The organism is Ralstonia pickettii, assembly GCF_000607165.1.
Classification (GTDB): Bacteria; Pseudomonadota; Gammaproteobacteria; order Burkholderiales; family Burkholderiaceae; genus Ralstonia; species Ralstonia holmesii.
On the sequence record NZ_JFZG01000024.1, the window covers coordinates 595,207 to 616,294 of the forward strand.

17 protein-coding genes are annotated in these 21,088 nt (G+C 63.1%); 8 read left to right on the plus strand and 9 right to left on the minus strand.

Translation table 11 applies throughout. The features are described 5' to 3' along the window. Positions 1 to 346 precede the first annotated feature (346 nt). On the plus strand, positions 347 to 766 hold the full coding sequence (locus tag BG83_RS0120235; protein WP_024978420.1) for a c-type cytochrome: 420 nt from the start codon (positions 347 to 349) through the stop codon (positions 764 to 766). A gap of 50 nt (positions 767 to 816) precedes the next feature. Here the strand turns inward: BG83_RS0120235 and BG83_RS0120240 are convergent, their stop codons facing one another. The 9 genes from BG83_RS0120240 to BG83_RS0120280 form a co-directional block, all read right to left on the minus strand. Then, positions 817 to 1,167 (minus strand): hypothetical protein, encoded by a 351-nt coding sequence (locus BG83_RS0120240; protein ID WP_037032130.1) that lies wholly within the window; start codon positions 1,165 to 1,167, stop codon positions 817 to 819. A gap of 2 nt (positions 1,168 to 1,169) precedes the next feature. Next, positions 1,170 to 1,439 (minus strand): hypothetical protein, encoded by a 270-nt coding sequence (locus BG83_RS0120245; RefSeq protein WP_024978422.1) that lies wholly within the window; start codon positions 1,437 to 1,439, stop codon positions 1,170 to 1,172. Positions 1,440 to 1,458: 19 nt separating this feature from the next. Next, the gene (locus BG83_RS0120250; RefSeq protein WP_024978423.1) at positions 1,459 to 1,998 is read right to left on the minus strand and encodes a nitrous oxide reductase accessory protein NosL; all 540 of its coding nucleotides are present in this window, start codon (positions 1,996 to 1,998) and stop codon (positions 1,459 to 1,461) included. Then, the gene (locus BG83_RS0120255; protein WP_024978424.1) at positions 1,995 to 2,822 is read right to left on the minus strand and encodes an ABC transporter permease; all 828 of its coding nucleotides are present in this window, start codon (positions 2,820 to 2,822) and stop codon (positions 1,995 to 1,997) included. Before BG83_RS0120255 ends, BG83_RS0120250 begins: the two co-directional genes overlap by 4 nt. Before the next feature lie 8 nt (positions 2,823 to 2,830). Continuing rightward, positions 2,831 to 3,739, minus strand: a complete 909-nt coding sequence (locus tag BG83_RS0120260; RefSeq protein WP_024978425.1) for an ABC transporter ATP-binding protein — start codon at positions 3,737 to 3,739, stop codon at positions 2,831 to 2,833. After that, positions 3,732 to 4,994 carry a nitrous oxide reductase family maturation protein NosD gene (locus BG83_RS0120265; RefSeq protein WP_024978426.1) on the minus strand — a complete coding sequence of 421 codons (1,263 nt, stop codon included), beginning with the start codon at positions 4,992 to 4,994 and terminating at the stop codon, positions 3,732 to 3,734. Before BG83_RS0120265 ends, BG83_RS0120260 begins: the two co-directional genes overlap by 8 nt. Then, the gene (locus BG83_RS0120270) at positions 4,982 to 7,600 is read right to left on the minus strand and encodes a 4Fe-4S binding protein (RefSeq protein WP_024978427.1); all 2,619 of its coding nucleotides are present in this window, start codon (positions 7,598 to 7,600) and stop codon (positions 4,982 to 4,984) included. Before BG83_RS0120270 ends, BG83_RS0120265 begins: the two co-directional genes overlap by 13 nt. A 16-nt stretch (positions 7,601 to 7,616) precedes the next feature. Further along, positions 7,617 to 9,572, minus strand: a complete 1,956-nt coding sequence (gene nosZ / locus BG83_RS0120275; RefSeq protein WP_024978428.1) for a TAT-dependent nitrous-oxide reductase — start codon at positions 9,570 to 9,572, stop codon at positions 7,617 to 7,619. A 220-nt stretch (positions 9,573 to 9,792) separates the two neighbouring features. Then, entirely contained in the window at positions 9,793 to 10,878 is a 1,086-nt protein-coding gene (locus BG83_RS0120280; protein WP_152543733.1) for an FAD:protein FMN transferase, read from the minus strand. A gap of 256 nt (positions 10,879 to 11,134) precedes the next feature. Here BG83_RS0120280 and BG83_RS0120290 point away from each other — a divergent pair, with 256 nt between their 5' ends. The 7 genes from BG83_RS0120290 (at position 11,135) to BG83_RS0120320 (ending at position 21,058) form a co-directional block, all read left to right on the plus strand. After that, positions 11,135 to 11,965: a nitrous oxide reductase accessory protein NosL gene (locus tag BG83_RS0120290; protein ID WP_235193229.1), complete on the plus strand. Its 831-nt coding sequence runs from the start codon at positions 11,135 to 11,137 to the stop codon at positions 11,963 to 11,965. A gap of 256 nt (positions 11,966 to 12,221) precedes the next feature. Further along, positions 12,222 to 13,385, plus strand: a complete 1,164-nt coding sequence (gene flhB / locus BG83_RS0120295) for a flagellar biosynthesis protein FlhB (RefSeq protein WP_024978431.1) — start codon at positions 12,222 to 12,224, stop codon at positions 13,383 to 13,385. 292 nt (positions 13,386 to 13,677) lie between these two features. Further along, on the plus strand, positions 13,678 to 15,795 hold the full coding sequence (gene flhA / locus BG83_RS0120300) for a flagellar biosynthesis protein FlhA (protein ID WP_024978432.1): 2,118 nt from the start codon (positions 13,678 to 13,680) through the stop codon (positions 15,793 to 15,795). Then, entirely contained in the window at positions 15,792 to 17,690 is a 1,899-nt protein-coding gene (flhF, locus tag BG83_RS0120305) for a flagellar biosynthesis protein FlhF (protein WP_024978433.1), read from the plus strand. Before flhA ends, flhF begins: the two co-directional genes overlap by 4 nt. Before the next feature lie 13 nt (positions 17,691 to 17,703). Continuing rightward, positions 17,704 to 18,483: a MinD/ParA family ATP-binding protein gene (locus BG83_RS0120310; protein WP_024978434.1), complete on the plus strand. Its 780-nt coding sequence runs from the start codon at positions 17,704 to 17,706 to the stop codon at positions 18,481 to 18,483. Positions 18,484 to 18,491: 8 nt separating this feature from the next. Continuing rightward, the gene (locus BG83_RS0120315; RefSeq protein ID WP_037032131.1) at positions 18,492 to 19,253 is read left to right on the plus strand and encodes an RNA polymerase sigma factor FliA; all 762 of its coding nucleotides are present in this window, start codon (positions 18,492 to 18,494) and stop codon (positions 19,251 to 19,253) included. Positions 19,254 to 19,630: 377 nt separating this feature from the next. Further along, positions 19,631 to 21,058 carry a nucleobase:cation symporter-2 family protein gene (locus BG83_RS0120320; protein WP_024978436.1) on the plus strand — a complete coding sequence of 476 codons (1,428 nt, stop codon included), beginning with the start codon at positions 19,631 to 19,633 and terminating at the stop codon, positions 21,056 to 21,058. Positions 21,059 to 21,088 lie beyond the last annotated feature (30 nt).

A 21,088-nucleotide genomic window follows, 5' to 3' on the forward strand; every position in this document is an offset into this window, starting at 1 on the left:
ACGAAGCCTTGGCCTGCATCAGAGAACACGATGCATCGAAGCCTCTGCAGCAAACACGCTGTCTTGCCCGACGGCTCGCGATACGCCGATGATGACGACGTGCGCGGCGCCGTGACCGTCTGTGGCGATGGCATGCCCAGACCGGATCCCGTGCGCGTCAGGAAGGTGCCAGGTGCAGCAATATCCCGCCTGTATTTCCATGACCGCCGTAGGGGAGTTGACACGTTACAACGCCCCACAAAGCCTTGCGCTGATTGGCGTCAAGGCCTGAGTCGGTATTCATTCTTATCATGGTCATGGCCTATTTGGGCCACTGTTCTCACTCCTTTTGATTCGAGGTATCGACGTGCTCATTCGACCTATAACCATTGCTGCCCTGGTGGGGTTCACCTTGCTGACGGCATGCAGCAAGAATGAGGAGGCTGCTTCCGCTGCCTCCGCCACTGCGGCTCCCGCAACTGTGGCTGCAGCGCCCGCTGCGCCGCAGGCAACCCAGGCCAGCGCCGGCGATGTCGAGAAAGGGGAGAAGGTCTACAAGTCCACTTGCGCCATGTGTCACAGCACCGGTGCCGGTGGCGCGCCGATGTTCAAATCGAAGGACGATTGGGCCCCTCGCATCGCGCAGGGCAAGGACACCCTCTACGACCATGCGCTGCACGGCTTCTCGGGCAGCAAGGGTACGATGCCCGCAAAAGGCGGCAACGCATCGCTCGGCGATGAAGACGTGAAGGCTGGGGTGGATTACATGACGTCGAAGGCAACGTAAGGACTTGCGATCGGGCAGGCATGGCGGCGCTCCTGGTGAGCGCCGTTTGTTTATGCCTGTAACAGCGGGTCGACCAGCACGGCATCAATCACGGCGCGTACGTTGGCCCAGGGTTCCGCGTTCGGGTTGGTCAAGGGATCTTCGCGCAGCACGTCCGAAGCATCGTGCAGATGGTTAGGGAAGGTGGTGAGCGTGCGATGCAGCGGTGCGGTGTCGATGCGTAATTGCGCATCGCCCCACCGCCACGCGATCGCATATTCCGACCGAGCGGGGTAACGCAGTTCGAGCAGAACGCCGTTGTCGAGCGAGACCATCAAGGCGTCCTGGCACAGCGTAGGAGGTTCCGCCAACACCGCACCGTAGTGCGCCTCCAGTGCCTCTTTGAGATCGAGGTGCTGCATGATCAGCCTCCCATGCGCGCCAGCAGCGCCTTCAGTTCAGCGGTGACGTCTTGCTTGGCGGTTGCAAGCGCGAGTGAGCCGAGGTAGTGCTCATAGGCCGGATGCTCCGGCAAGTCCGCCGCCGCGATGCGCGCCAGCAGATCCCCCTCATCGTTCACCCCATAGGGTTCGAGCAGCTTGCGCCGGCTTTCCCGCAACTCGTAGGACAGGCGACTGAGCTGCTCCATCTGAACGGCATCATCGGGCGGTAGATTGGCAAAGTAATCGATCATTTCGTTTTCTCTGGGGCGGTTACATCTGGGGATCTTTCAATACGCCACCGTCGAGCTGTGCCATCTGGGGCGTGATGTCATTGAACTTGTAAACCTTGCCGCCTTGATGTGTGGCGAAGGCGTCGGCATCGGCCTGCGTGGCAAAGGACGCAAACGTGGCGCCCATCGATCCGCGCGCCTTCGATCCCACGACGTAGAACGCGGTGCGGGCGTCGATCCAGTGGCCCCGCGGGGTGTTCCAGTCTGTCTTGGCCATGTCTTGCACGTACATGGCGAGCATGTGCCGCTGTTGTTCGGGGCGCAGCACGATCGCGAATAGCTCGATGGTGTCGCAGAAGACGTCGGGGGTGCCTTTGTCATACAGAATCTGCGCTTTCGGGCCGGGGAAGTCGGCTACCGTCATGCCATCGAGGCTGCAAGGCGTATCGCGCGTGAGTTCGATCGGACCGGGCGTAGAGGCGGCGCCTTGGCAACCGGCCAGGACGATTGCGGTAGCGAACAGGGCCGTGCGCGCGCTGCGGCGCAGGGCGGATAGCGGAGGTTGCAGTGTGCGTTTCATTTGCGGAATTTCCATGCGGCCACAGCGAGCGGAGCGACGATCCAGGCAGCCATCAGAGCGCCGAGCACGAGCGGGTCGGCCATATGCTCGGGGAATACGGTCGCCAGACCGTAGAGCGTGCGGACTTCGTCAAAGCTGAAGATATTGAGGATGCGGAAGATGTCTGCCGGGTTGAGCAGCATCAGGTAGGGCAGGGCGTCCGATCCCAGCTTTCCGCCCGTGGCGATCAGTGCCCCGAGAAGCAGCAGATCGAATACCAGCACGAAGAAGAACCACAGCGCGATGGCGACACCGCTTGCGCGCGTGCGGTCGGCGGCGATGACGGACACCAACAGGGCCAGGCTCAGGAAGGCCATGCCAAGCAGCACCGAACTGAGCATGAAGCCGGCGTAGTGATACATGGCCGCGAGCGGCAGCTTGACGGCCAACAGTATCCCGACCACCCCGAAGCCGACGACCGTGGAGCACGCAAGCGCGGCCGCCAAGCCGAGGTATTTGCCGAGCAGCAGCTCGACTCGGGTGATCGGCATGGAAAGCAGCAGGTCCAGCGAGCCGCGTTCACGCTCGCCCACGATCGCATCAAAGCCGAGAATCAACGCAATCAGCGGTACGAGATAGATCACGAGGCTCACCAGGCTGGCAATCGTGACCTCCATGCCGCGCAGCCCGACTTCGCCCTGCTGTGCCGCGCCGAAGTAGGCGATCACCAGCGCAAACGCTGTCAATACAGTGGTCACCGCCAGCACCCACCGGTTGCGGATGCGGTCGTGGAATTCCTTGGCGATGACGATGCCGATCTGCCGGGGTTCGAGTGTCAATTGCATGTCTGGCCTCAAGCAGGTTGGCCAAGGAGCACGTCTTCGAGCGAAGGTTCGCGCAGTTGCAGGTCGGCAAGTGTTGCACCGAGCGTGGATAGCGATTGCAGCAATGGCATCTTCGCCGGCCGCGGGCACAGCACCGTGGCGCGCGATCCATCCATGTGCAGTTCGCATCCTGGCGCGGCCGCGAGCGCGCGCCGCAGTGCGGGCTCGGCATGCTCTGGGCCGCCCGTCAGCCGTAGGTCGAACCAAAGCGGCAAGGCCATCGATTCGCGTAACGATTGCACCGTCCCCTGTGCATGCACGCGTCCGTTCTTCATGATCGCTAGGCGACCCACGCGCTCCTGGATTTCCGAGAGGATGTGCGAGGTCAGCACAATGGTCACGCCCTGCGCCTGCAGTTCGCCCAGGGTGCGATAGAAGTCGCGAATCCCCTGCGGGTCCAGGCCGTTTGTGGGCTCGTCGAGAAACAGGAGTGTGGGCTGGCCGAGCAGGGCCTGGGCAAAACCGAGGCGCTGGCGCATGCCCTTGGAGTATCCGCGCACGCGGCGGTTTGAGGCATGGGACAACCCCACGCGTTCCAGCACGCGCGCGCAATCCGTTCGCGGCGCGCGCTTGAGCGCAGCGAAGAATTCCAGTGTTTCCTGGCCAGTCAGGTTGTCATAGAACACCACGTTTTCCGGCAGATAGCCAAGGTTGCGCCGCACCGACCGGAAGGCCGCGCTGCTCATGGGCTGGCCTCCAATGCGCACTTCACCTGCGGTGGGCGCCTCCAGGCCAAGGAGCATCTTGAACAGCGTGCTCTTGCCCGCGCCGTTGTGGCCGATCAGGCCGAATAGCTCGCCGGGATGCACCGTCAGGCTCACGTCCGCCACGGCTTCGATCTCGCCGTAGCGCTTCACCAGTTGCCGCGCTTCAATCATGCTTGTTCACCCACGCGCGCCAATCATTGCCCCGTGGACGCATGCGGGGGCTGGCATCGACCACACTGGGTGAGCGCAGCAGCGGGAATTGCTCCGAGATCAGCCTCAACGTCTGTACCGCGGGGCTATTGAGCAGCAGCTTGGCGCTCGGAAAGCGCCACAACAGCCGGTCCATCAGATCGCTCGCGCGATAGGGCACGTCGCCACGGCCGTCGCCGTTTCGGTCCCACCCGGCATAGTTGCTCCAATAGTTGCCGCTACGCCCGCCCCAGGGCTCGTCGTGTGCGGCAACGTAGCGCACCTGTTCCTGGTTATCGATGAAATCGTTACCGTCCACCTTGTTGTGAATGGACCCGGCCCATACGTGCATGCCGACCGTGTTGCCGATGACGAGGTTGTTGCTCAGCACGTTGTATTCGGCGTCGTAGACGAAGAAACCGCGCAGGTTTCCGGACACGACGTTGTCTTCAATGACCGAATCCTGGATGGTGCGCAGCATGATGCCGTGGTCCGAGTTGCCCCAGGCGCGGTTGCCACGCACGATCTGGCGGCGCGTCATCATGAGTGCCAGTCCGCCGCGGTTGTGGTAGGACTCGTTGCCCTCCCACACGTTGTCGTTGGAGTTCATGTAGTGCGTGCCATAGCGCACGTTGTGGATGCGATTGGCACGAAACAGCGCGTGGTGCGACACATCGACATAGATGCCGTCACGCGAAAAGCTGATCTCATTGCCTTCGAGCTGCGCACCCGTCGTGTTGTAGAGCTGGATGCCGTTGCCGCGCTGGGCGGAAGGGTAATCGCGCTTGCCGGCAATCACGTTGCCCACGATGCGTACATCCTTCACGCCTTCAATCCACAGGCCGAACAGGTTGTAAGTGAGCTCGCAGTGTCTGACCGTGACGCGATCCGCGCCGGGCTGGATGTAGATGCCGGCGTTCTGCGCACCGAGGTCGTCGCCGCTGTCGCTGACAATCAGGCCATCGATCGTGACGTCCGGCGACGTGACGCGGATCACATCTCCGACAAGGCCGCCGCTGATGGTGGGGCGGTCGATGCCCACAAGGGTCAGGGGTTTGTCGATCCGGACCGGGCCTTGATACCGACCGCGCTCGATGATGAGGGTGTCCCCTGCATGCGCGAGCGTGACCGCCTGCGAAATCGAACTGCCGGCATGCACGCGAATCTCTGCACCGCAGGCCGCAGTGCAGACCAGCAGTGCCGAGATCGCGCAGAGGAGCCGGTTCAGTACAGCCATTTCAGTTGGGGCAAGGATTGCAGCGCCGGAAGCACGCCCACGCCCTTCATGGCAAGGAAGAGTCCTGCGCCAATCAGCAGGTTCTTCATGCCGACATAGGCAGCCATGTCGGCCCAGGAGGCTGTACGCAGCTTGTAACCCCACCAGGCGCCTTCCTTCACATAGGGCTTGCACGCCATGCGCATGACCCATTCGTAGGCGGACCACGCCAACCACCAGCCGAGCACGATGCCGGCGCCAAGCCTGCCGCCCGCACCGAGCAGCCACGCCCAGGTGACCAGCACGGCCAGGCCAATGCCGGCGGCACGGAAGAACAACGGGTGGTGAAGGAACTGCTGGTTCCAGGGGAAGAGGTGGTCAGTCAGCTCGCGACGCAACCGGGCGACGATGCCCACCGGCGGCAGCGGCAGCGAAGCGGGCGCCGGTGCAGCGGGTTTGTGCGGCGCGCTTGGCACGGGCTGGATCGGGATGTAGTAGCCGTCGGCGCCGATCGGTGTCAGTTTCAAGCCGGCGCTCGTGCGGTGCTTGCGCTCCTTGACCAGCGGAGGGCACGCATGATCGTCGTAATACATGACCATGCAATCCAGGCACAACAGGCATTCGCGCTGATCGATCTTGCCATCGCGTCCGATCGCCTGCGATCCGCAGCCCGCCTCGCAGGCGCGGCATGGGCCGCATTCCTGCTTGCGTTTCAGACCCCACCACCGGAACGTGGACGGGATTGCGAGCGAGGCACCCAGCGGGCACAGGTATTTGCAGAATGGCCGCTCGATGAACAGGGCGGCGACAGCCAGCACGCTCCAGAACGTGACGAAGGGCCACGTCCGGTTCCAGACGCCGACCAGGAACGTGGTCTTGAAAGGCTCGATCTCCGCCAGCTTCTCGGCGGTGCCCATCGAGTAGAACGACATCCCGAGCAGACCGGCAAACACACCGTACTTGATCCACTTGAGCTTGTCGTGCAGCGCCTTGGGCAACTGGAACTGGAAGCGCGCAAGGCCAAGTTTGCCCCCCACCTTGTAGAGGATCTCACTCATCGAGCCGTAGGGACACAGCCAACCGCAGAACATGCCGCGGCCCCAGAAGAACACGCTGATGATGATGAACCACCAGAACAGGAAGATGAAGGGATCGGACAGGAACAGATCCCACCGCCACTTGAAGAGAATGGCGTGGAACCATGTCAGCACCTGCGTGATGGACGGCTGCGCCATGAGATGGAATCCAGCGAAGCCGATGCTCGTGGTCCACAGTGCGTACTTGGGCCAGGAGACCCAGCGTTTGTCCTTGCGCCTGGAGCGGCGCACCAGCGTGTCTCGCGACGCATACACCACGCCTGCGCTGATCAACAGGAGGACGAACAGACCGATCTCGACGGCACGCGCCTTCCAGATCTGCAGCCAGGGCGGTGCGGGGCGGTCGTACTGCGGCCACCCGCCCACAAGCTCATCCGCCGGAAGCCAGTATTCCTGTTCGAAGCTCGTGAACGTCTTTGCGCCGGTTTCTGCATCCAACTTGTTGGCCAGGAACACCAGCTTCCACGGATACGCCGACGAAAATCCCGGGCTGCGGATGATGAAGATGCCGGATTCGCGATAATCCGGCGCACCGGTTGCGCGGATGCCGTAGAGGTTCTGGTAATCGAGGTCCCGGAAGGTGAAGGTGTCGGTATCCTGGGCGACCTGGATGCGGTCGAAGATGCCCCCGCGCACGAAGCCCGAGCCTTTGAAACTCTCGGTGCCGTTCGACGCGATGAAGATCGCGTGTTCGCCGGGTTTCAGGCTCGACATGAGCGATGCGTAATTCGCATCGCCCAGAATGCTGCGTCCTACGGCCGGCGCACTGACGTCACCGAACACCATATCCACGTAAGGCTGGCCGCTGGCTTGGAGTCCAACGACTTCAGGGTGCACGGTCAGCCGCTGCACGGCGCCTTGGTCGAGCAGTGCCTTCCAGCTCAGCGGCTGATTGACCGGCGTGAATTTCGCCTGGGCGCGGCGCTTGGGCGTGATGATTCCGGCCTGCTCGGCCACGGCCTTGCCACTGCGCAGGATGACCTGATTCTCGGACATCACCGTCACGGTCGCACCGCTGATCGCGTCGAGTTCGACGGCGCCCTCGCTCACCGCGTGGGATTTGCCGATCTCGATGCTCCCGCCGACGAACTTGCCGACGTATTGCGAGGTGAAGTGCGTCAGTTGGGTTTCTGGAATGCCCAGCAGAAGGATCGGCTCGGAATGTCGCAGGACCTTGACGCCCGTGATCACGCCGTGCGCATCCATGCCCATCAGGGTAATGATGGGTTTGCCTGAATAGCCGGGCATGTCCACGATGTCGGTAGACAGGAACGCGTAGCCGACCAGCTGGCGCTTGCCGGCAACGTCGCGATAGCCCTCCACGTAAGGAGGGTGCCCCTTGCGCGGGGAGAAGCTGCTGGCGCCAGGCAGCACGTCCGTGCAGGGCACCATTGCGCAGAGGTTCGGGTCGGTCGATAAACCGGCGGGCAGCGGCGCCTCATAAGCCATGCCGCTGATGCCCGCCAGTGCGGACGTGTCCATCGCACAAGTGGCGGCAATCACCGCCAATCGTGAGAACAGTTGTTTCATACGTCCGCCTTCTCCCTTATGCCTCAACAAGCATGCGCGAGCGCATTTCCAGGTGCAGCGCGTGGCAGAAGTTTGTGCAGTAGCACCAGTAGACACCGGGCTTGTCGGCCTTGAAGGTGACCGACTTGGTTTCCTGCGGGTTCACGATGAAGTTGATGTTGTACTTCGGGATGGCAAAGCCGTGGGTCAAATCCTCCACCTTGTCCAGGTTGGTGAGGATGATCGTCACTTCGTCGCCCTTCTTCACGGTGAACTCGCGCAAGCCAAAGGCAGGTGCCTGCGAGGTCAGGTAGACCGTCACCTGCTTGCCCTTGCGCTCGACGCGGCACTCCTTCGGGTCTTTCACCGCGTTCGGGAACTCATCGATGTTGTAGACCTGACGCGTCTTGATGATGTCGCGGCGGATGACGATCGAGTCGTGCGGCTCGGAATAGACCGCATGGTCTGCCACGAGCTTCATCTTGTCGCCCGAGATGTCGATGAGCTGAGCCGTTTCCGGGTGGAGCGGGCCCACCGGCAGGAACCGGTCTTTCGAGAACTTGTTGTCCGAGATGAAGAACTTGCCATCCGGCTCCTTGGTTTCGCCCATCGAGGTGAAACCGTGGCCCGGCTGGTAATTGACGTCGATGCGGTCGACCACCGGCACGGCGGTCTTGTCGCCCTTGAACGCCTTGATCGCTGCTTCGAGGTTCCATTTGACGATCTGGCTGTCGAGGAACAGCGTGGTATAGGCATTGCCGCGGTTGTCAAAACCGGTGTGCAGCGGGCCGAGCCCGATCTCGGGTTCGGCGACGACGCAGTCGCGCGGTTCCTTGACCTCGCCGTTGAACCACTTCAAGACCAGGTCGTGCTCGATCAGCGTCGCCGTCGGTGACAGCTTGCCGGAACAGGCGTAGTACTTGCCGTCCGGGCTGGCATTCACGCCGTGCGGGTTCTTGGGCACGGGCACATAGCATGTGAGCGCGGTCTTCGGGTCGGTGTTGGCGGCTTTGGTGCCGTCGACGACCGGGACTTTCGAGGTGCCGATGGTGAAGGACTTGCCGGCTTTGACGGCGGCTTCGATCCGGGCAATGTTGAAGAAGACGCACGCGTCGCGCTCGGCGGACATCATCTCTTCGTAATGCACGCCGCCTTCGGTGTTGTACTGGTTGGAAGCGGCGAGCTTGCCGTCATACGACGTTGCCACCAAGTCCATGTTGCCGTCGACCTTGACCTGCCAGCGGGGCTCGAGCGTTTCCGCGTCCACGCAGGTGAACAGGCAGAAATACTTCTTCGGGTCGTTCAGGTCGCGGCCGTCATTGGGCTGCGGAATATGGAACTCGTTGCCGCAGAACACGCGGGTGGTGTGGTTGATCTTGTCATCCACCGGGTCCCGCTTGTCCGGGAAGACGCCGTGGAAGCCCTGCACGTTCGGCAATTCGACGATCTTGTCGCATTCCATCGTGTCCATGCGCACACGGGCGAGCCGGCTGTGGATCTTGTCGTTGACGAAGATGTACTTCCCATCGTAGGTGCCGTCGGTATAGGACGGATGCACGTGGTGGGTATCGCCGGTCCAGTACTTGAGCGTGCCGTCCGGATTGGTGCCCATGATCTTCTTCGATTCGTTGGTGATGCCCCAGCCCACCAGACAATCGATGTTGAAGACGGGGATGCGCTTGAAGCAGCGTCCCGAAGGCAGACCGTAGATGCGAACTTCACCCGAGTGGCCGCCGCTGGAGAACGCGTAGTAGGTATCCAGCTGGCCGGGCGGAACTTCGTACTTGCTGTAGTCGACGCCGCCGGCTGCGCCCGCTTTGCCATCGGCCGGAGCCGCCGCCGCGGGTGCATCCTTGTCTGTGCCTTTGTTGCAGGCTGCCAGGCCGGCGGACAGGCCCACGCCGACCAGCCCCGCTGCCGTCCGGTTCAGAAAGCTGCGTCGTGTCGGGCTCACAGGAATCGGATTCTCAAAATCATTGTTGGATTGGCTCATCTCTTACGCTCCCTCAGAATTGGAAACCACATTAACAAACCGCAAGAATTTGCTATTGACAGCCATCAAAGGTCAGAGAAAACCCATCAATTCGAATTGAATTGCAATGAGCCTTATTTGATTGACCATTGGAAATTTGAATAACCTATTCTTTATAAGGCTATTCGGAATTGAATGAATGTGACGATGCCGTTGCGCTTTGTGCGGGTTGCGGTGCGGATCAGGTGGATGTGGCAGGGCGACCGCCCAGCGCAGCAAACGCGGTTGTCATCCGGTCTTGATGGCGGCCTTCGGCATCGCGCAGGACGAAATAGGCGGCCAGCCCGAGTTGCTCGGCAACCTCGACGCCGCGCTCGGGGCCCAACACAATCAGCGCCGTAGCGTATGCGTCGGCAATCGCACACTGCGACGCGGCCACGGTGACGGAGGTCAGGCCATTGGCGATTGGGCGGCCTGTACGTGGATCGATCTCGTGTGAGTAATGCTGCCCGTCATGCTCAAAGCAGATGCGGTAATCGCCTGACGTTGCCATTGCCATATCGCGCAATGCCACGACGAATCGGGCACGGCGCGGTAGCTTCCGCTGAGGCTCTTCAATACCGATTTGCCACGCACGCCCGTCATGGCGCCGGCCCTTGGCGCGCACCTCTCCACCCACTTCCACCATGTAATCGGCGATGCCCAGCGCGTCGAGCGCGATGGCCGCCTGGTCGACACCAAAACCCTTTGCGATGGCCGATAGATCGGTATACACGCGAGGGTCGGCCTTCGTGGCGGTACGCGTGCGCGGATCGATTTCCAGTGCGCCGGTGCCGACTGCGCTCTTGAGCATCGCCAGCTCGCGCGGCGTTACCACCCGCTGCGCCTTTTCCGGCCCGAAGCCCCACAGGTTGACGAAGCTCCCGGCTGTGACATCGAACGCGCCATCCGTTGCGAGGCTCACAGATCGCGCGATCTGCAATACGCTGATCGTGTCTGCGGACAACGTGAAGGGGTGCCCGCCCGCATGCCGGTTCAGTTGCGACAGTTCGGAGTCCGCCCGATACGTCGACATGCGTTGATCGACTGCCTGCACAGCCGCATCCACGGCTGCGCGTGCCGCATCGAGCAACGCCGTGTCATCAAGCGATGGAAGCGCGAGCCGGACGTGATAGGTCGTGCCCATCGTGTCGCCCTCGAAGGCATATCGGTACCGGGCCGGCGGCGTGCTCGCGGCCGGACTGGCCGTCCAGCGCAGCGTGTGCGCCAGTCCGGCGAGCCCGATACTCGGCAGGATTCCACGGTTGGGCAGAGTGCAACGGTTCAAGATTTCACCGCATGTGTCAGAAGCGGCCGATGGTAGCGGTACGCCTGCGGCACAGATTGATGCGTATCAATTGACAGAAATGCCGTGGCTAGAATTGATGCAAATCAAGCATTTCAGATGCTTTTTTTATCCACAACGCAATGTCGGGTATTTTTTTCGAATGTTTTTGCTAAGCAGGAATAGGCAATGCAATTGCCAGCAGAAAGGTCTAATTAAAATATCCAGCATCAATTCCTGCCATTGATCAATTCAGAGGATGAGCCGCGCCGATATGCTCGCCATGTTGGTCTTGGTTGGCGATGCGATTGCCGATGGATTCGTTCATGTCACGCCCGTGGTGTCGTCGTTCCATTTCTTGTGGCCGGGGAAGCAACGCCTGCTTGTCTCCCGTGGAGCTTTCACTTGTGATTTGCCACTGTCATCTTCTGCCCAGAACTGTCTTTATCTGTGGCATCAGCGCCGGTGGATGGAGCGGGTCATGACGACACGCCGTCGGCTGTCCGCATTGGCAGCATTGCTTGCGACACTCTGGTCTCTTTGGTGGTTTGTGGGACGTGCAGACCTTCGGGCCGAGCCGAAGTTGCCCGACGAGATCTGCTTTGTCGCGCCGGCCGTGCCGTACGATCCGCGATCCGGATTGCAGCCACATGCCCCTCGTCCGGTTCCGGCCAATGCGCGTTGCCCCGTCTGCGGGGCGTTTCCATCTCGCGTTCCCGAGTGGGCGGCGCAGCTCATTTTTGCCAACGGCGATGCGTACTTCTTTGATTCACCGCTGACCCTGTTCATCTACCTGCGAAACCTGCAGCGCTACGCACCTGGGCGACAGGCCGCGGAAGTTGCCGCCAGCTACGTGCATGCCACGGGAGACGGTGGATGGCTTCCGGCATTGCAGGCCGTTTATGTGTCGGGGTCGACCGCTCTGGGACCGATGCGGCGCGGCAACCTTCCCGCATTCCGGAATCTGGCGGATGCGCAACGGTTCATCGCGCGAAATGGTGGCGTGGTGGTGCATCCGGCGGATATCACGGCGGACCGGTTGCAGGATGTCGAGCCGCACCGCATGCCTCGCGCGGCAGACCCCATATAAGGGGGCGGTGTATTTGCGCAGCCAGGGGGCACGACCGCAAACCGGGCGGCTCGCTCATGCGAGCGGATCGGGTTCGGGAGGGGTCATCGCCACCGCGCGGCTCGCAGGCAATGTCGGACGACGTGCACATGCGTCAGGGGGCATTGCGGGACGGCTTTTTGCCGATAAGCGTGCTTTCAAGGCGTCTTCTTTGCGCTTCGATGGCCAGACCGGGGCGGGATAATGCGAGCGTCCATTCACCCCTCGCACGCCCGGCATGTCCGAAGAAAGCGATCTTGAGAAAACTGAAGCCGCCTCTCCGAGGCGCCTCGAGCAGGCGCGCGAGGAAGGCGACGTTCCCAGATCACGGGAACTGGCTTCGTTCGCCCTCACGGCGGTGTCCGCGGGCGGTTTGTGGGTGATGGGCGACTCGATTGTGCGGGCTGCGTCGTCTTTCCTGGCGCGCTGCCTGGAGTTCCACCGCTACAACTACACCAGCGGGCAGGACCAGTGGAACTACGTGACGGGCCAGTTCATGCCGCTGGCCATGGCGCTGGGCGGGCTGATGCTGATGCTGGTGATTGCCGCGCTGTCGCCGCTGGCGCTCACGCGTGGGGCCATCTCGTTCAAGCCGCTGGCACCTGATATCTCGCGCCTGTTCAAGCTGCAGGGGCTGACGCGCATGTTCTCGCTGGAGGGGCTGATCGAGCTGCCACGCTTGTTGATCAAGCTGTTTCTGATTGCCGGTGTGGGCTGGTTGCTGGTCCGGTACTACCGGGGTGACCTGATCGAACTCCCGCAGCAGGACCTGGGCGTGGCCATGCGCGACACCCTGCACGTGGCTGGCGTGGCCTTCCTCTGCATGGCGGCGGTGATGATGCTGGTGGCGGCCGTGGATGTGCCGCTGTCGTTGTGGCAATACGCGCGCAAACACCGCATGACCAAGGAAGAAGTGCGCAAGGAGCACCGCGAGTCCGAAGGCGATCCGCACGTCAAGGGCCGCATCCGCAACTTGCAGCGCCAGGCGGCCCAGCGCCGCATGATGGCCGATGTGCCCAAGGCCGACGTGATCGTCACTAACCCGACGCACTATGCCGTGGCGCTGCGCTATTCCGAAAAGGAAGGCGGCGCGCCGCGTGTGCTGGCCAAGGGCGCCGACATGGTGGCCGCCAAGATCCGCGAGCTGGGGACGGAGCACAAGATCCCGATCCTGGAAGCGCCCCCGCTGGCCCGTGCGCTGTACCGCCATACCGAGATCGGCCACCAGATTCCGGAGGCGCTCTACGCCGCCGTGGCCGAAGTGCTTGCCTATGTCTACCAGCTACGCCGCCTGCATCAGGTGGGCGGCCGTGTGCCGGTGCGCCCGACCGACCTGCCGGTGCCTGCCGATATGGACCCGGGGCCGCAACCCGGCCCGGACGACGAGCCCGAAGACGCCTAAAACGTCGCCCATCGAGCAAACACCCCACGCGCCGAGTTCCGAACTCGAATCGCCAGACAAAAAGCGCCGAGCACGACGCTTTTTGCCCGGCGAGTAGCAGTTTGATGCCGACGCATGGGCCGTCCGGCGACGTAATTCCGGCCAGACGGCGCCACCGCCCGCTTCCGTACCCCCCGGTGGGAGGGTATTTCGAAGAAAAGCCGCCTTTTGGGCGGCTTTCTCACGTCTTCGATTTGGCGGTTCCCCCGGCAAGATGGCATCCATCGAAAAGCCCCCCGCTGCACGCCCGCCAATGAACGCCGCACTGCTCCGAGTCACCGACATCCTGCGCAAGGGCGACTACCGCTCCGCCGCGGGCCCGGTGCTCATCATCCTGATCCTGGCGATGATGGTGCTGCCATTGCCGCCGTTCATCCTCGATCTACTGTTCACGTTCAACATCGCGCTGTCGATCATCGTGCTGCTGATCAGCATGCACACGCTCAAGCCGCTGGATTTCTCGTCGTTCCCGAGCATCCTGCTGATTACCACGCTGATGCGGCTGTCGTTGAACGTGGCCTCCACGCGCGTGGTGCTGATGGAAGGCCACACCGGCCCGGACGCCGCCGGCAAGGTGATCGAAGCTTTCGGCCACTTCCTGGTGGGCGGCAACTACACCGTCGGCATCGTGCTGTTCGTCATCCTGGTGATCATCAACTTCATGGTGATCAGCAAGGGCGCGGGCCGCATTGCCGAGGTCAGCGCGCGCTTCACCCTGGATGCGATGCCCGGCAAGCAGATGGCGATCGACGCCGACCTGAACGCCGGCCTCATCCGTGAAGACGAAGCCCGCAGGCGCCGCACGGAGATCGCCCAGGAAGCTGAATTCTTCGGCTCCATGGACGGTGCCAGCAAGTTCGTGCGCGGGGATTCGGTGGCGGGTATCGCCATTCTGCTGATCAACATCATCGGCGGCCTGGCCGTGGGCGTGCTCCAGCACGGCATGGACGTCGGCCACGCAGCCACCAACTACACGCTGCTGACCATCGGCGACGGCCTGGTCGCGCAGATTCCCGCGCTGGTGATCTCCACCGCGGCGGGCATCATGGTCAGCCGCGTCTCCACCGACAAGGACGTCGGCCAGCAACTGTCGAGCGAGCTGTTTGCCATGCCGACGGTGCTGATGACCACCGCCGGCGTACTGGGCCTGCTGGGCCTGGTGCCGGGCATGCCGCACTTCCCGTTCATCCTGTTTGGCGGCGGTCTGGGCTATCTGGGCTGGTATCTCAAGAAGAAACGCGAAGTGCCGGAGGTCGAGCCCGTGTTGCAGGCAATTGCCCCGGTGGATACGCCCGAGGCGAGTTGGGACGACGTGTCGTGGGTTGACGTGCTGGGCCTGGAAATCGGCTATCGCCTGATTCCGCTGGTCGACAAGAGCCAGGACGGCGAGCTGCTGCGCCGGATCAAGGGCATCCGCAAGAAGTTCACGCAGGACATGGGTTTCCTGGCGCCGGTTGTGCATATCCGCGACAACCTGGAGCTGGGCCCGTCGTCGTACCGCATCACGCTCAAGGGCGTGGAAATCGGCCAGGGCGAAGTGCAGCAGGGCAAGTTCCTCGCCATCAATCCGGGTGGCCAGGATGGCCTGGGCGGTCATGGAGGCCTGGGTGGTCGCCTGGGCACGCAACTGCCCGGCACGCCCACCGTAGACCCGACCTTTGGCCTGCCGGCCATGTGGATCAACGCTGATGTGCGCGATCGCGCGCAGGCCGAGGGCTACACCGTGGTCGATTGCAGCACGGTCATCGCCACCCACGTCAATCAGTTGATTTACACCCATAGCACCGAGCTTCTCGGCCGTTTGGAAGTCCAGCAATTGCTCGATCATTTGGGCAAGGAAGCACCGAAGCTGGTCGAAGACGTTGTACCGAAGCTGTTGCCCGTCGCGACCGTGCAGAAGGTGCTGCAGAACCTGCTGGACGAAGGCCTGCATATCCGCGACATCCGCACCATCGTCGAGACGCTGGCGGAACACGGAGGCAGGACGCAAGACCCCGCCGAACTCACCGCTGCCGTGCGTGTGGCGCTGGGCCGGGCGATTGCCCAGCAGCTCTTCCCGAACAAGACCGAAATGCAGGTCGTCACGCTTGACCCGAATCTGGAGAACATCTTGCTGCAAAGCGTCGTTGGCTCTAACGCCGGCCCGATCGAACCGCAACTGGCCGACTCGCTCATGCAAGCGGCTGCGGACTCGTCGCGGCAGCACGAACAGATGGGTCAGACGGGCGTCCTGCTCGTACCGCCCGTACTGCGCCCGATGCTTGCCCGCCTGTTCAAGCGTGCCGCACCGAGCCTGCGCGTGCTGTCGCACGCAGAAATTCCAGATCACCGAACGATTAAGGTTGTCGCCATGCTTGGAGGCCGCGCATGAAAATGCATCGATTCACCGGACTGACGTCGCGTGACGTCTTGCGCAAGGTCCGCGACCAACTGGGCGATGGCGCTCTGATCCTGTCGAACCGCGCCATTCCTGGCGGCATCGAGATCATCGCGGCATCCGACTCGCACGTGGATGCGCTGGTCGACACGCAGTCGTCGGCGCCCAAGACGGCACAGCGCCGTCCGATGGCACCGGCGCCGATCCCCGAGCCCGCCCCGATTGCCGCTGCAACCGCAGCCGTGGTTGCCGCCCAGGCACCTGCTGAAGAAGCCCCGCAGGCCGAGGCCCCGGCGCCCAACGCGCTGGCCCGTCTGCGTAACCGCTTCATTGCCTCGCGCCGCGCCCCGGCACAGGAAGAGGCACCGGCAGCCCCGGTTGCTCCGGTGGCCAAGCCGGCCGGCCGCACGCTGCAAACGCGCGTGGATGACGACGTGGCCTTCGGCGAAGAAGATGCGCTGGCAGCGTCCACCCGCATGCTGGCTGGCCTGTCGCTGGACCGTGCCAATGCAGAGGTTGCCCAGTCTGCGGCGCAGGCCCTGGCCAGCACCGCACAGTTCATCGCCCGCCGCACCACGGTGGAAGACGACGAGCCGGAGATGGAATCGACTGCCCGCTTTGCCGCACGTCGCGAACAAGCGCGTGAACAGGCACGCGAGCAGGATGACCGCCCGGTTTCGCTGCGCAGCTTTGCCGAGCGCGTGGAAGCCCAGGCCCGTACCCTTCGCGCCGAACAACAGAAGGCCGACGCGCCTGTGAAGCCGCGCGGCGACGCGCAAGCCGACGCAGGCAAGGCGTCCGACATTTTCGTCCGCGTGGAGGACACGATGGCCAAGCCCGAAGCCCCGCGTGACGACGTGAGCCTGCAGCGTTCGGCCATCCAGGCCGACGTGAAAGAAAGCATCCGCGCCGAGACCGACGTGATGACCCGCCGCATGGTCGGCGAGATCGAAACTCTCAAGAGCACGCTGACCGACGCCATGTCGAGCCTGGCCTCGCTGGGTGTGAAGCTGGGCGACCCGGTGCGTACGCGCCTGTTCCAGACCATGCTCAACGCGGGGTTCTCGGCACAGCTCACGCGCTACGTGCTGGAGAACATGCCGCAGCACGACTCGTATGAAGGCGCGCTGGATTTCGTGCAGCGCGCGATTGAAAAGAACCTGACCACCGTGTCGGATGAAAACAGCCTGCTCGACCAGGGCGGCGTGTTTGCCCTGATGGGCCCGACCGGCGTGGGCAAGACCACCACGACCGCCAAGCTGGCCGCGCGCTTCGTGCTGCGCCATGGCGCATCGCGCGTGGCACTGCTCTCGACCGACAGCTACCGGATCGGCGGCCATGAACAACTGCGCATCTACGGCAAGATCCTGGGCGTTTCGGTGCATGCCGTGAAAGACGCGCAAGACCTGAGCCTCGCCCTGAACGATCTGCGCGAGAAGCACGTGGTGCTGATCGACACCATCGGCATGAGCCAGCGCGACCGCGCCGTGTCCGAACAGATGGCGATGCTGCATGCCGTGGGCCCGTCGATCAAGCGCCTGCTGCTGCTGAACGCCGCAAGCAACGGCAAGACGCTCGATGAAGTGGTGGGTGCCTACCGCGACGCCAACCTGGCCGGCTGCATCCTGACCAAGATCGACGAGGCTGCGTCTGTTGGCCACGCGATGGACGTGATGATCCGCCGCCGCCTGCCGCTGCACTACGTGTCGTACGGCCAGCGTGTGCCGGAAGACATTGCGGTGCCGAACAAGAAGCTGCTGATCCACCGCTCGTTCCGGGCCGGTGCGGAGCAGTCGTCGTTCACGCTGGATTCGGACGAATCGTTGCTCGTGGCGCAAGGCGCTGCGCGCAACCGCGAACCTGGCCTGGCCGCTTTCGATTTCGCCTGACAAGGGGGCGACCATGACGACGCCATTCGCCAAGGATCAAGCCGCAGGGCTGCGGCGCATGCTCGGTCATGCCGCTGCCCGCCGTGTGCTGGTGATCGGTGCGGAAGAGCAGGTCGATGACTTTGTCGACAACCTGCGCATCGCGCTGTCCGCCATGGGCCGCGACACGGCCGTGGTGAACGCCCAGACCATGCTGGCCATGGCCGGCGTGCTCGAGCAGCACGACGAGACAGCGGATGTGACGCTGGTGGCCGCGCATTTCGGCACCCGGGCGCTGTGCACCGTTGCTGAAGCCTGCGACGACGTGCTGCTGACCTTCTCCGATGGTCCGGAAGGCATCAAGAGCGCGTACACGCTGCTCAAGAAAACCGCCGTGCTGCAAGGCAGCGCTGGCATCCGCACCGTGGTGTGCGGCGCGCATTCGGTGGATTCCGCCGTGCGCGTGTTCGGCAACCTGGCCAACACCGTGGGCCAGTACCTGAACACCCGTATCGATTTCGCTGGCTACCTCCCTGAGGACCGGCACGTAGAACTTGCGCTCTCGCTCGGCAAGCCCGTGGCGAGCGCGTTTCCCGCATCGCCTTCGGCCATGGCCTTCCGCCAGCTTGCCGAAGAAATGTTGAGCTGGGCCAGCGCCGAGGCCCAAGCCGGTGATGGCAGTGCGCCGTCGCGGGTGGTCATGTCGGCGCGGGCTCCGGCACAGCCGGCAGATGAATCGGCGCAAGCAACGTCAATGTCCACATCGACTGCGACGATCCGCGCCACCGCACGCGCGGCCGAATTGGTTTATTGAGGCGCAGCATGAACGAAGCGTCAAAGGCAGGCATGGATATGTACACCGCAACCGGTCGCAAGACCAAGTCCGACGAGATGGCCACGTATGCTCCACTGGTACGTCGCATTGCCAACCAGATGATGGTCAAGCTGCCGGCCAGCGTTGAGCTGGATGACCTGATCCAGGCCGGCATGATGGGCTTGCTCGATGCGCTGTCGCGCTATGAGGAAACGCAGGGCGTGCAGTTCGAGTTCTACGCGGCCCAGCGTATTCGCGGCGCGATCCTGGACGAACTGCGCGGCTCGGACTGGCTGCCGCGCGGGCTGCGCCGCAACGCGCGCACGATCGAGCAGGCGATCCAGAAGCTGCAGCAGCAGAAGGGCCGCGCGCCCACCGAAACCGAGATTGCCGTAGCGCTGGGCATGTCGCTGGCCGAATACCAGAAGCAACTGGTCGACCTGCAGGGCAGCCAGCTGCTGTATTACGAAGATTTCGACCGCGAAGACGCCGACGCCTTCATCGAGAACCGCGCGCCCGAGAACGACGCCACGCCGCTGGACCAACTGCTGGACCACGACCTGCGCGAATCGGTTGTCGCTGCCATCGAGGCTCTGCCCGAGCGCGAAAAGCTCATGATGAGCCTCTACTACGAGCAGGATCTGAACCTGCGCGAAATCGGCGCCGTGATGGGCGTGTCGGAATCGCGCGTGTGCCAGATCCACAGCCAGGCCATCGCCCGCATCCGCTCGCGCCTGCGCGATCGCGCATGGCTGCCGACGCCGACCTGATCTGAGGTCGGCTGAGAGCCACTGATACAACCCTGTGCTTCACGGGGTTTGATGGCGGCTCTTGGTTCCAGCTTTACCTGCCAGGTATTTCTACTGCGCGGCCAGCGACTCATGTCGCGGCCGCGCTTTTTCTTTGGGCCCCGGTCACGAGGCGCGCTTGGAGGCTTGAGGCAGGTTGATCACGGCGCACACGCGTTTCAGAACGCAAAATATGTACACAAAAAACGGTTGTAATTGTTGACAGAAAAATGGCGCCCCTCCAAGATGCCGGCAAATACGCGGCATCACGCCGCATGAATGCAGGCGGATGGAATCCGCCGCACCCGCCTAAAGCACGCTCCCGGCATTGACACGGGGGCGGCCCCAGGAGACAGACAATGCGCCAATCCCCCGGCCAACCCTCGCCTTCTTCGTCGACAATCGCTCACGCCGTTGCCGATCCCGTCAACGAGCGTCTGCCGCTGCCCCGCCTGTTCGCACTGGGCTTGCAACACCTGTTGGTGATGTACGCCGGTGCGATTGCCGTGCCGCTGATTGTCGGCAATGCGCTCGGCCTGTCGAAGAGCGATCTGTCGTATCTAGTCAACTGCGATCTGTTTGCGGCTGGGATCGGCACGCTCATCCAATCGCTCGGTTTCCTGATCTTCGGGATCCGCCTGCCGGTGATGATGGGCGTCACGTTTGCCGCGGTTGCACCCATGATTGCCATTGGCGTGGAGCCCGGCATGGGGCTGCCCGGCATTTTCGGGGCGTCCATCGTTTCTGGTGTGTTCGGCATTGCCATTGCGCCGCTCATGGGCCGGCTGCTGGGCCTGTTCCCGCGCGTGGTAACGGGCACGGTCATCATGCTGATCGGTTTTTCGCTGTTGAGCGTGGGGATCAACTGGGCCGCGGGCGGTCAGCAGATGATTCCGCAGGTGGTCGACGGCGCGCGCCACATGGTGCCGAACCCGGCGTTCGGCGATCCGTTCGGCCTGGCCATTGCAGCGCTGGTGCTGGTGACGATTCTGCTGCTGACCAAGTTCGGTAACGCACTGCTGTGCAATATCGCGGTCCTGCTTGGCATCGTGACGGGCACGCTGGTGGCGGCGGCGTTCGGCAAGGTGTCGCTGGCTGATGCGAGCGCCGCGCCGCTGATGACGCTGGTGACGCCGTTCCACTTCGGTATGCCGAAGTTCGAGCTGTCGGCCATCATCTCGATGTGCATCGTGATCGTGATCACGCTGGTGGAATCGACCGGCATGTTCCTCGCGCTGTCGCACGTGGTGGGCAAGCCGATCTCGCGCAACGAACTCACCAACGGCCTGCGTGCCGATGGCCTGGCGACGGTCGTGGCGGGTGTGTTCAACACGTTCCCGCATACGTCGTTCTCACAGAACATCGGGCTGGTGTCGATCACGGGCGTGCGTTCGCGCTATGTGGCGGCCGCCGGCGGGGTGCTGCTGATCGTGCTGGGTCTGTTTCCGAAGCTGTCTTACGTGGTGGCGTCTGTGCCGCAATACGTGCTGGGCGGTGCGGGCATCGTGATGTTCGGCATGGTGGCCGCTGCCGGCATCCGCATGCTGGGCATGGTCGATTTCCAGCAGCAGCGCCACAACCTGCTGATCATCGCGGTGTCGGTCGGCTTTGGCATGATGCCGACGCTGGCGCCGGCGTTCTTCCACCACTTTCCGGACTGGACGCACCCCATCACCCACAGCGGCATCGTGATGGGCACGCTGGTGGCCGTGGTGCTCAACGCATGGTTCAACGGCATCCGCGGCGCGCACGAAGTCATGCACGGCGCGGCCGCAGCGGCGCATTGAACATCCAAGCCGCGTGCCTGAATGCAGATC

Bases quoted from the DNA above. Each gene is read 5' to 3' on its own strand.
- BG83_RS0120240 (WP_037032130.1), bottom strand. From the start codon at position 1,167: ATGCAGCACCTCGATCTCAAAGAGGCACTGGAGGCGCACTACGGTGCG.
- BG83_RS0120245 (WP_024978422.1), bottom strand. From the start codon at position 1,439: ATGATCGATTACTTTGCCAATCTACCGCCCGATGATGCCGTTCAGATG.
- BG83_RS0120250 (WP_024978423.1), bottom strand. From the start codon at position 1,998: ATGAAACGCACACTGCAACCTCCGCTATCCGCCCTGCGCCGCAGCGCG.
- BG83_RS0120255 (WP_024978424.1), bottom strand. From the start codon at position 2,822: ATGCAATTGACACTCGAACCCCGGCAGATCGGCATCGTCATCGCCAAG.
- BG83_RS0120260 (WP_024978425.1), bottom strand. From the start codon at position 3,739: ATGATTGAAGCGCGGCAACTGGTGAAGCGCTACGGCGAGATCGAAGCC.
- BG83_RS0120265 (WP_024978426.1), bottom strand. From the start codon at position 4,994: ATGGCTGTACTGAACCGGCTCCTCTGCGCGATCTCGGCACTGCTGGTC.
- BG83_RS0120270 (WP_024978427.1), bottom strand. From the start codon at position 7,600: ATGAAACAACTGTTCTCACGATTGGCGGTGATTGCCGCCACTTGTGCG.
- nosZ (WP_024978428.1), bottom strand. From the start codon at position 9,572: ATGAGCCAATCCAACAATGATTTTGAGAATCCGATTCCTGTGAGCCCG.
- BG83_RS0120290 (WP_235193229.1), top strand. From the start codon at position 11,135: ATGAGCCGCGCCGATATGCTCGCCATGTTGGTCTTGGTTGGCGATGCG.
- flhB (WP_024978431.1), top strand. From the start codon at position 12,222: ATGTCCGAAGAAAGCGATCTTGAGAAAACTGAAGCCGCCTCTCCGAGG.
- flhA (WP_024978432.1), top strand. From the start codon at position 13,678: ATGAACGCCGCACTGCTCCGAGTCACCGACATCCTGCGCAAGGGCGAC.
- flhF (WP_024978433.1), top strand. From the start codon at position 15,792: ATGAAAATGCATCGATTCACCGGACTGACGTCGCGTGACGTCTTGCGC.
- BG83_RS0120310 (WP_024978434.1), top strand. From the start codon at position 17,704: ATGACGACGCCATTCGCCAAGGATCAAGCCGCAGGGCTGCGGCGCATG.
- BG83_RS0120315 (WP_037032131.1), top strand. From the start codon at position 18,492: ATGAACGAAGCGTCAAAGGCAGGCATGGATATGTACACCGCAACCGGT.
- BG83_RS0120320 (WP_024978436.1), top strand. From the start codon at position 19,631: ATGCGCCAATCCCCCGGCCAACCCTCGCCTTCTTCGTCGACAATCGCT.